This is a genomic window from Pseudomonas sp. B21-031, from assembly GCF_024748985.1.
In the GTDB taxonomy this organism is placed as follows: Bacteria; Pseudomonadota; Gammaproteobacteria; order Pseudomonadales; family Pseudomonadaceae; genus Aquipseudomonas; species Aquipseudomonas kermanshahensis.
In genome coordinates this window covers 2,477,467-2,486,933 of record NZ_CP087181.1, presented here as the reverse complement: position 1 = coordinate 2,486,933, position 9,467 = coordinate 2,477,467, and the positions used below count along the sequence as shown (strand labels likewise).

Annotated in this window: 8 protein-coding genes and 1 pseudogene; 5 read left to right on the top strand and 4 right to left on the bottom strand. The window is 62.9% G+C overall.

All coding sequences use genetic code 11. The features are described 5' to 3' along the window. Nucleotides 1–155: 155 nt before the first annotated feature. From tpx to LOY53_RS11080, 4 genes are all read right to left on the bottom strand, one after another. Nucleotides 156–656, bottom strand: coding sequence for a thiol peroxidase (gene tpx / locus LOY53_RS11095; RefSeq protein WP_252823768.1), 501 nt, complete (start codon nucleotides 654–656; stop codon nucleotides 156–158). A gap of 168 nt (nucleotides 657–824) precedes the next feature. Further along, nucleotides 825–2,105 (bottom strand): serine/threonine transporter, encoded by a 1,281-nt coding sequence (locus tag LOY53_RS11090; protein ID WP_027593596.1) that lies wholly within the window; start codon nucleotides 2,103–2,105, stop codon nucleotides 825–827. A 241-nt stretch (nucleotides 2,106–2,346) separates the two neighbouring features. Further along, nucleotides 2,347–3,543: an amino acid aminotransferase gene (locus LOY53_RS11085; protein ID WP_099454418.1), complete on the bottom strand. Its 1,197-nt coding sequence runs from the start codon at nucleotides 3,541–3,543 to the stop codon at nucleotides 2,347–2,349. Nucleotides 3,544–3,776: 233 nt separating this feature from the next. Then, nucleotides 3,777–4,802, bottom strand: a complete 1,026-nt coding sequence (locus tag LOY53_RS11080; RefSeq protein WP_258704008.1) for an Ldh family oxidoreductase — start codon at nucleotides 4,800–4,802, stop codon at nucleotides 3,777–3,779. 144 nt (nucleotides 4,803–4,946) lie between these two features. Between LOY53_RS11080 and LOY53_RS11075 the strand changes: the two are divergent. The 5 genes and pseudogenes from LOY53_RS11075 (at nucleotide 4,947) to LOY53_RS11055 (ending at nucleotide 9,450) form a co-directional block, all read left to right on the top strand. Further along, a pseudogene (locus tag LOY53_RS11075) lies at nucleotides 4,947–5,818 on the top strand (MurR/RpiR family transcriptional regulator). 21 nt (nucleotides 5,819–5,839) lie between these two features. Next, nucleotides 5,840–6,592, top strand: coding sequence for a transporter substrate-binding domain-containing protein (locus LOY53_RS11070; RefSeq protein ID WP_099429094.1), 753 nt, complete (start codon nucleotides 5,840–5,842; stop codon nucleotides 6,590–6,592). A gap of 170 nt (nucleotides 6,593–6,762) precedes the next feature. Further along, a complete protein-coding gene (locus tag LOY53_RS11065; RefSeq protein ID WP_027593601.1) occupies nucleotides 6,763–7,482 on the top strand; it encodes an ABC transporter permease in 720 nt (239 codons plus the stop codon). Beyond that, complete coding sequence (locus LOY53_RS11060; protein ID WP_258704007.1) at nucleotides 7,479–8,189, top strand: ABC transporter permease; 711 nt, start codon at nucleotides 7,479–7,481, stop codon at nucleotides 8,187–8,189. The genes LOY53_RS11065 and LOY53_RS11060 overlap by 4 nt, the downstream gene beginning before the upstream one ends. A 16-nt stretch (nucleotides 8,190–8,205) precedes the next feature. Beyond that, nucleotides 8,206–9,450: an FAD-binding oxidoreductase gene (locus LOY53_RS11055; protein WP_258704006.1), complete on the top strand. Its 1,245-nt coding sequence runs from the start codon at nucleotides 8,206–8,208 to the stop codon at nucleotides 9,448–9,450. Nucleotides 9,451–9,467: the final 17 nt, after the last annotated feature.

Genomic DNA, 9,467 nt, shown 5'->3' with positions numbered 1-9,467 from the left:
ATAAGCACTGGCATCGTTTTAGCAAAGGCCCTTTACCAGAGGTTTACCTTTGCCTGACGTTGCCAAAACACTGAACTTTAAACGAAAACGGCCCGGAAATCGTTCCGGGCCGTTACAGGGTGTTGCTTGGAGCGGTGGGCGGGGCTGGAGTTCCCTTACTTCAAAACAGCCAGCGCAGCCTCGTAGTTCGGCTCGTCAGCGATTTCACCGACCAGCTCGCTGTGCAGCACGTTGTCGTTTTCGTCCAGCACGACCACTGCACGTGCAGCCAGGCCAGCCAGCGGGCCGTCGGCGATGGCCACACCGTAGTTCTCGAGGAACTCGGCGCCACGCAGGGTCGACAGGTTCTTCACGTTCTCCAGGCCTTCGGCACCGCAGAAGCGCGCCTGGGCGAACGGCAGGTCGGCGGAGATGCACAGCACCACGGTGTTGGCTACATCGTTGGCCTGGGCATTGAACTTGCGCACCGAAGTGGCACAGGTTGGGGTGTCGACGCTCGGGAAGATGTTCAGCACCTTGCGCTTGCCGGCGTAGTCCTGCAGCGACTTGTCGGCCAGGCCTTCACCCACCAGCGAGAAGGCTGGCGCCTGAGCACCGGCTTGCGGCAGGTTGCCCTTGACCTGAACCGGGTTGCCTTTGAGAGTCACTTGAGCCATGGACGAAATCCTTATGCGGGGTTTGAAAAGGACACCGAGTTAAGCATGAAGGCGGCCGGGTGCCTATGGGTGAAGCAAAAATTGTTTTATTGCCAGACAATTCTTGTGGACAAAAAAATGCCCAGGTCGCAACAGGCGACCTGGGCATTGCTTGTCACGGGCGGTGGATCAGCTCAGCAAGCCGTAAACCACCGACGTCAGCGCAACCACGCCAACCGCGACCACGAACACGTTGGACATCGCCCCACTGTACTTGCGCATCGAAGGCACGCGGCGAATGGCGTACATCGGCATCAGGAACAGCAGCACCGCGATGATCGGGCCGCCCAGCGATTCGATCATGCCCAGAATGCTCGGGTTGAGCGTGGCGACGATCCAGCACACCACCAGCATCAGCGCAGCGACCACGCGGTCCAGGGCTTTGGCGCCCGGGCGCGCGCCGGTCTTGGCAATGATGCCTTTCAGGCCTTCACTGGCACCGATGTAGTGGCCCAGGAACGACTTGGCGATAGCAATGAAGGCAATCAGCGGTGCGGCAAACTCGATGGTCGGGTTGCTGAAGTGGTTAGCAAGGTACGACAGGATCGACAGGTTCTGCGCCTTGGCTTCAGCCAACTGGGCGCTGCTGAGGGTTAGCACGCAGCTGAAGACGAAGAACAGCACCATGGCCACCATCAGCAGGTGGGCGCGGGCGAGGATCTGGCCGCTGCGCTCATCGGCATGCTCGCCGTAACGGCGCTTCTGGTCGACCGCGAACGCCGAGATGATCGGCGAATGGTTGAACGAGAACACCATCACCGGAATCGCCAGCCACACGGTGTGCAGGAAGGCCGAGCCCGACGGCAGCTGGGTGGCGCTGTCCAGAATACCACCGGTCCAGTGCGGTACCAGGTACAGGCCCAGCAGCGCCAGGGCCACGATGAACGGGTAGACCAGCAGGCTCATGACCTTGACCGTGGCCTGCTCACCGCAGCGCACAATGGCCAGCAGGCCCAGGATCAGCACGAACGACAGGATCGCCCGCGGCGGCGGCGTCATGTGCAGCTGGTGCTCCATGAAGCTGGTGACAGTGTTGGTCAACGCTACGCTATAGATAAGCAGGATCGGGAAGATGGCGAAGAAGTACAGCACGGTGATCAATGCACCGGCGGTAATGCCGAAATGCTCTTCGACCACTTCGGTGATGTCCCCGCCCTTGCGCCCGGAGAGGACGAAACGGGTCAGGCCACGGTGGGCGAAGTAAGTCATCGGGAAGGCCAGCACGGCCAAGATGATTAGCGGCCAGAAGCCACCGAGGCCAGCATTGATGGGCAGGAATAAAGTCCCTGCGCCGATGGCGGTGCCGAACAGGCCCAGCATCCAGGTGGTGTCTTGACGTGCCCAGCTGCCCAAGGCTGCCGGGGTCGATTCTTCATAGCGCCGTTCGACGCTTGGGGCCTGCTCATTCATTCCGGGTGTAGCTCCACTCGCAAGACTGCAACAGGGCTGGGAATGGCGAACCAGACGCTTCGCGCTCCCCAACCAAAAAAGAGGGGCGCGATTGTGCACTGAAAGTGGGCGGTTGCGAAGCCCCGTCCGAGGGACGGTTGCACTTGTCATGACAACTGGGTGAAACCGGGGGGCCGCTTCGCGCCCCATTAGCGGCGCAAGGCCGCTTCTACAGCTGTTGCGCGAAGCGGCCCCTATCACATCACTTCTGAACGGCGGCGAACGCCTCGGCAACCCGTTGCAGGTTGGCCGGACGCAGGCCGGACATGCACACCCGGCCGCTGTCGATCAGGTAAACGCCGAACTCGTCACGCAGGCGACGCACCTGCTCGACGCTGAAACCGGTGTAGCTGAACATGCCGCGCTGACGCAGGAAGAACTGGAAGTCCTGGCCCGGCAGCAGCGTGGCCAGCGCATCGACCAACGCCTGACGCATGTCCAGGATGCGTTTACGCATCACTTCGACTTCAGCCGCCCATTGGGCATTGAGCGCGGTATCGCCCAACACGCCAGCGACCAGCTGGGCACCAAAGTTGGGTGGGCTGGAGTAGTTGCGGCGCACGGTAGCCTTGAGCTGGCCAAGCACGCTCTGCGCGGTGGCGTCATCGTCACAGACCACCGACAGGCCCCCTACCCGCTCGCCGTACAGCGAGAAGATTTTCGAGAACGAGTTGCTGACCAGGCACGGCACGCCGGCACGGGCCATTTCACGGATGGCGTAGGCGTCTTCCACCAGGCCTTCACCAAAGCCTTGGTAGGCGATGTCGAGGAACGGGATCAGCTGACGCGCCTTGACCACTTCCACCACCTGCTGCCACTGGTTCTGGTCCAGGTCGGCGCCGGTCGGGTTGTGGCAGCACGGGTGCAGTAGCACGACGCTGTTGGCCGGTAGGGTCTGCAGGGTTGCCAACATGCCGTCGAAGTCGACGCCACGGCTGACCTGGTCGAAGTACGGGTAGGTATTCACCTTGAACCCGGCACCTTCGAAGATGGCGCGGTGGTTGTCCCAGGTCGGGTTGCTGACCCAGACTTCGGACTGCGGGAAGTAGCGCTTGAGGAAGTCGGCACCCACTTTCAGTGCGCCAGAACCGCCCACCGTCTGCACGGTGGCCACGCGGCCGCCGGTCACGGCCGGGTGATCGGCACCGAACAGCAGTGCCTGGATGGCTTGGCGGTAGCTGGCCAGGCCTTCCATCGGCAGGTACAGCGACGCTTCGTGAGCAACGCCTGCGATGCGTTTTTCGACGGCATCCACCGCCGCCAGTTGTGGCACCACGCCGGCTTCATCGTAGTACAGGCCGATACTCAGGTTGACCTTGTCGGCGCGGGGATCGGCCTTGAAGGTTTCCATCAGCGAGAGGATCGGGTCGCCGGCATAGGCATCGACATGTTTGAACACAGCGTGCAGCTCCTTGGATCAGGACAGTTCGGAATGGCTGCCCTGAGGATACCCGGAGTCGCGGTGCAGGAACATCACCGATTGTGCAGGTTGTCTATGCAAGATTGCACAGCCCTAGATTCGTGCTGCCTGTAACGGCCCTTTCGCGGGTAAACCCGCTCCCACAGGTGCACCGCAGGTCTCGAATACTGCGCAAAACCTGGGGGAGCGGGTTTACCCGCGAAGAGGCCGGTTCAGGCAACTAATGCCTTGAGGCCCTGCAGTTCCTGCTCGGTCAATGCCACGCCCTCTTCCTCGGCCACCTCGCGCTCGCGGTAACGCCGCTCCCCGGGCATCCGCGTCAGGCCCACGGCCTGCATCTGCTCCACCATCTCGCGGCTGCGCTGGGCAAACCGCTCGCCTTCGGCCTTGCTCGGGTCGATGACGATAATCAACTGCCCGGTCCAGGGCGTCTTGGCTCCAGGGTGCGAGGACCAGTCGAACTCCCAGGAGAAATGGCCGCCCGTCAGCGCCGCCGCCAGCAGCTCGACCATCATCGACAACGCCGACCCCTTGTGCCCGCCAAACGGCAGCAAGGCGCCGCCTTCGAGAATGGCCTTGGGGTCGGTGGTCGGCTGGCCGTTGGCATCTACGCCCATGCCCTCGGGCAACTGCTGGCCGGCCCGTGCAGCGATCTGCACATCGCCATGGGCCATGGCGCTGGTAGCCATGTCGAAGACGATCGGGTCATGTTCGGCACACGGCGCGGCAAAGGCGATGGGGTTGGTGCCAAACAGCGGTTTGCGTGCGCCATGCGGCACCACGCAGGTCATGCTGTTGACCACACTCAGGGCCACCAGACCCTCTTCGGCGAACGGCTCTACATCCGGCCACAGCGCCGCGAAGTGGTGCGAGTTGTGGATCGCCAGCACTGCGATGCCGGCGTTGCGTGCCTTGGCCACCAACAGCTCACGGGCCGCCGCCAGCGCCGGCTGAGCAAATCCGCCCGCTGCATCGACACTCACATAGCCAGCCGCCACATCGCTGACCTTCGGCCTGGCCTGGCCATCGACCCAGCCACTGGCCAAGGTCGAGACATAGCCCGGAATACGGAACACGCCATGGCTGTGAGCGCCATCGCGCTGGGCGCTGGCGCAGTTGTGGGCCAGCACCTGGGCCACGGTTTCGCTGCAGCCATGACGCTGGAGGATCGCCTGCAACAGGTTCTGCAGCTCGGTAAAAGGCACACGCACGGCAGTGCCAGTGGAAGGTGCGGACATCTGAAGCTCCTTTGTTGGAATTAGAGTGGCTACAGCGTTGCAACGACAAAAACTTTCCTGCATGTGACAGCTATCTGTCAAATATTGACTTGATGACAGAAAACATTCATTTTCTATCGCAAGCCTCACCCCCGGAGAAACAGCATGAGCCAACCGATCAAGCAACGCCTGGAAAACAGCCTGCAAGGGGCTGCTGCCTCAGGCCGCACGATCGCCAGCTACATGCTTGCCAACCTGCACGAACTGCCCTTTCAGACCTCGGCCAGCATCGCCGCCAAGCTGGGTGTCAGCGAATCCAGTGTCGGCCGTTTCTGCCGCTCGTTAGGTTATGCCCACCTCAAGGCGCTCAAGCAAGACCTGCAGAATGACCTGGGCGATGGCCCGTGGCTGGTCGGTGACCGCCTGCAAGACTACCGCCAGAACCATGATGCCAGCGACAACGCCGGCAGCCTGGAGCTGGAAATCGCCGCCCTGGTGCGTGTGCACGAGTACCGCCAGAGCGAGCCCTGGCACCGCGTGGCGCAGCGCCTGGCAAGCAAACCACGGGTGTTCATCGCCGGTTTTCAGACCGAGCGCGGCGTCGCCATGTGCATGAGCCACCTGCTGCAGTACCTGCGCGATGGCGTGCAACTGGTCGACCTCAGCGCCGGGCACTTCGGTGAGGTGCTGCTGGGCCGCGCCGAAGACAGCGCCCTGGTGGTGTTCGAGGCGCGTCGTTATTCCCGCCACGCCCTGCAGCTGTGCCAGAAGGCGCGCGAGGCTGGCATTGCGGTCACCCTGGTGACCGATACCTTCTGTGACTGGGCCGATGCCAACGCTGACGATGTGTTCCGCATCCCACCGAGTTCAACCTGTTCTGGGAATCCACCGCGACCATGCTGTCGTGGGTGCACCTGATGGTCAACGAGGTCTGCAAGAAGCTCGGGCCGGATGTTGAAAAACGCTTGGAAGCGACTGCCGCTCTACATAACGAATTCGTCGGCTACACCTCGTGGCCGGCGGGAAAACAACAATAGCAAGAGTGCAAGAGGTGCGAGATGAACAAGACCATGGCTATGGTAGGTGCGTGTGCCCTGCTGCTGGCGGGCGCCGCCAGTGCTGAAACCCTGCGTTTCGCCACCGAAGGTGCCTACCCGCCCTTCAACTATGTCGACGCCGATAACCAGCTGCACGGCTTCGACATCGACATCACCCACGCCCTGTGCGAACAGATGAAAGTCGAATGCACCCTGGTCGCCCAGGACTGGGAAGGCATCATCCCGGCCCTGATGGCGCGCAAGTACGACGCCGTGGTCGCGTCGATGATCGACACCGAAGAGCGCCGCAAAAAAATCGCCTTCACCGATCATTACTACCGTACCCCGTTGACCGTGGCCGTGGCCAAGGACAGCAAGATCACCGACGCCCAGAACAACTTCGTCGGCTACACCGTGGGCGCCCAATCCTCGTCGACCCAAGCCATCTATGCCGAAGACGTCTACGGCAAGGCCGGTGCCGACGTGAAACTCTACCCGACCATGGATGAAGCCAACGCCGACCTGGCCGCAGGCCGCCTGGATGGCGTGATCGCCGACAAGTTCCCCCTGCACGAGTGGATGACCAAGAACGGCCAGGACTGCTGCAAGATCCTCGGCGACGTGGCCGACACCAAGGCCGACGCGGCCATTGCCGTGCGCAAGGATGACGAGGCGCTGCGCCAACGCCTGAATACCGCGCTGCAACAGATCGTTGCCAACGGTACCTACCAGAAGATCGCCAGCAAGTATTTCGCCTTCGATATCTACAACTGATCTTCAGGAAACGACGCAATCCTGTAGGAGCAGCCTTGTGCTGCGAAAGGGCTGCAAAGCGGCCCCTGCAATCTGTGCCGCGGCATACACCCTGGGGCTGCTCCGCAGCCCTTTCGCGACACAAGGCCGCTCCTACCAAGAGAACGCGTTGCCCACCTTAGGGGTTTGTCATGCTCGATCAATTGTCCTTGCTGTCCTTCGCCAGCGGAGGCTGGGGCCAGGCGTTGCTGGCCGGCGCCCTGGTCACCGTTTCGCTGGCCCTCGCCTGCCTGCCCATCGGCCTGCCGCTGGGCCTGGCCGTAGCGTTTGCCGCACGCTCGCGCAAACGCCTACCACGGGCCTGGGCCACAACCTTTTCTACCGTGTTCCGCGGCCTGCCCGAACTGCTGACTTTGCTGATCATCTATTACGGCTGCCAGATCGCCGCGCAAAAAGTGTTGGCCGCCCTGGGCTATCAAGGCGAATTCCTGATCAACACCTTCCTGGCCGCGATGATCGCCTTCAGCCTGGTGTTTGCCGCATTCTCCAGCGAAATCTGGCTGGCGGCCTTCAAGACCCTGCCCAAAGGGCAACTTGAAGCGTGCTCGGCACTGGGCCTGAGCAAGCGCACAGGCTTCTTCAAGGTGGTGCTGCCACAACTGACGCGCATCGCCCTGCCCGGCCTGTCCAACAACTGGTTGTCGCTGCTCAAGGACACCTCGCTGGTGTCGACCATCTCGCTGGTCGACCTGATGCGCCAGACCAACCTGGCCGTCAGCGTGACCAAAGAGCCGATGTTCTTCTATGGCGTTGCCTGCCTGGGTTACCTGCTGTTCTCGGCGGTCTCGGGACGGGTCTTTGCCTTCATCGAACGGCGCAGCAGCCGTCACCTGCAAGGAGCCCGGGCATGAATATCGAACAATGGCTGGCAGTCGTCCTCGACCCGGACCTACTGGAACGCTACGGCCCGCGCTTCGTCGATGGGCTGCTGGTGACAGCCAAGCTGGTGGCGATTTCATTCACCCTGGGCGCCGTGCTCGGCCTGTTGCTGGCACTGGCACGCTTGTCGCGCAGCCAGTTGCTGCAGCGCCTGTCGGCCGGTTATGTGTACTTCTTCCGCGGCTCGCCGCTGCTGGCGCAGTTGTTCCTCCTTTACTACGGCCTCGGCTCGTTGAAAGGTTTCTGGCAGGACGTCGGCCTCTGGTGGTTCTTCCGCGAAGCGTGGTTCTGCACGTTGCTGGCATTCACCCTGAACACCGCCGCCTACCAGGCCGAGATCTTCCGCGGCAGCCTGATGGCCGTCGCGCCGGGGCAATACGAGGCAGCGCGGGCACTGAACCTGAGCCGCTCGACCACCTTCTTCAAGGTGATCCTGCCACAGTCGCTGCTGGTGGCCATCGGCCCACTGGGCAATGAACTGATCCTGATGATCAAGGCCAGCGCGATTGCTTCGCTGGTGACCATCTACGACCTGATGGGCGTGACCAAACTGGCGTTCTCGCGCAGTTTCGACTTCCAGATCTACCTGTGGGCCGCCGTGCTCTACCTGGTGATCGTCGAGCTGGTACGGCGCCTCCTGAAACACCTGGAAGCCCGCCTGGGCCGCCACCTGAACTGACCGAAGGATACGTTCCATGCATTGCCAGACTCTCGTCCTCGGCGCCGGCATTGTCGGCGTCAGCACCGCACTGCACCTGCAGGCGCGCGGGCGCCAGGTGATTCTGATCGACCGCGACGAACCCGGCAGCGGTACCAGCCATGGCAACGCCGGGCTGATCGAGCGCTCCAGCGTGATTCCGTATGCCTTCCCCCGGCAAGCGGGCGCGCTGCTGCGCTACGGCCTGAACCGCCAGCCCGACGTACGCTACAGCCTGCTGCACTTGCCCAAAGCCGCACCGTGGCTGTGGCGCTACTGGCGCCAGTCGGCGCCGGGGCGCCTGGCGGGTGCCGCCGCCGACATGCTGCCGCTGGTGCAGCGCTGCGTCGAAGAGCATGACGCGCTGATCGAAGCCGCCGGCCTGGAAGGGCTGGTACAGGCCAAAGGCTGGATCGAGGTGTTCCGCGACCCGGCCCTGTTCAAGCAAGCCAAGGAGGACCTCAAAGGCTTGAGCCGTTACGGCCTGCAGTACGAGATTCTCGAATGCGGGCAGCTGCAGGCACGCGAACACCAGCTGGACAGCACTGTCGTGGGTGGCATTCATTGGCTCGACCCGAAGACCGTTAACAACCCCGGCGCCCTCACCCGCGGCTATGCTGCACTGTTCGTCCAACGGGGCGGGCAGTTCCTGCATGGCGATGCGCGCAGCCTGCGCCAGGTCGAAGGGCAATGGCAGGTCGACAGCCGTCGCGGCCCTGTCACCGCCGACGAAGTGGTGGCCTGCCTCGGCCCACAGTCGGCAGACCTCTATGAAGGCCTTGGCTACCAGATTCCGCTGGCGATCAAGCGCGGCTACCACATGCACTACGCCACCCGTGACGGTGCGCAACTCGAGCATTCGATCTGCGATACCCAAGGTGGCTATGTGTTGGCGCCCATGGCCCGGGGCGTGCGCCTGACCACCGGTATCGAGTTTGCTGCCAGCGATGCACCAGGCAACGAAATCCAGCTGCGCCGCTGTGAAGCCTTGGCCCGGCGGTTATTCCCGGCACTCGGCGAACGTCTTGATGACGCGCCGTGGCTGGGCCGGCGCCCGTGCCTACCAGACATGCGCCCCGTGATTGGCCCAGCGCCGCGGCACAAAGGCCTGTGGTTCAACTTCGGGCATGCACACCATGGCCTCACCCTGGGCCCGGTCAGTGGCCGGCTGCTGGCAGAACTGCTGACCGGCGAGCGCCCATTCACCGACCCTGCGCCCTACAGCGCGACACGTTTCGACTGAACCCTGCGGAGAACAAC

Bases quoted from the DNA above. Each gene is read 5' to 3' on its own strand.
- tpx (WP_252823768.1), bottom strand. From the start codon at position 656: ATGGCTCAAGTGACTCTCAAAGGCAACCCGGTTCAGGTCAAGGGCAAC.
- LOY53_RS11090 (WP_027593596.1), bottom strand. From the start codon at position 2,105: ATGAATGAGCAGGCCCCAAGCGTCGAACGGCGCTATGAAGAATCGACC.
- LOY53_RS11080 (WP_258704008.1), bottom strand. From the start codon at position 4,802: ATGTCCGCACCTTCCACTGGCACTGCCGTGCGTGTGCCTTTTACCGAG.
- LOY53_RS11070 (WP_099429094.1), top strand. From the start codon at position 5,840: ATGAACAAGACCATGGCTATGGTAGGTGCGTGTGCCCTGCTGCTGGCG.
- LOY53_RS11065 (WP_027593601.1), top strand. From the start codon at position 6,763: ATGCTCGATCAATTGTCCTTGCTGTCCTTCGCCAGCGGAGGCTGGGGC.
- LOY53_RS11060 (WP_258704007.1), top strand. From the start codon at position 7,479: ATGAATATCGAACAATGGCTGGCAGTCGTCCTCGACCCGGACCTACTG.
- LOY53_RS11055 (WP_258704006.1), top strand. From the start codon at position 8,206: ATGCATTGCCAGACTCTCGTCCTCGGCGCCGGCATTGTCGGCGTCAGC.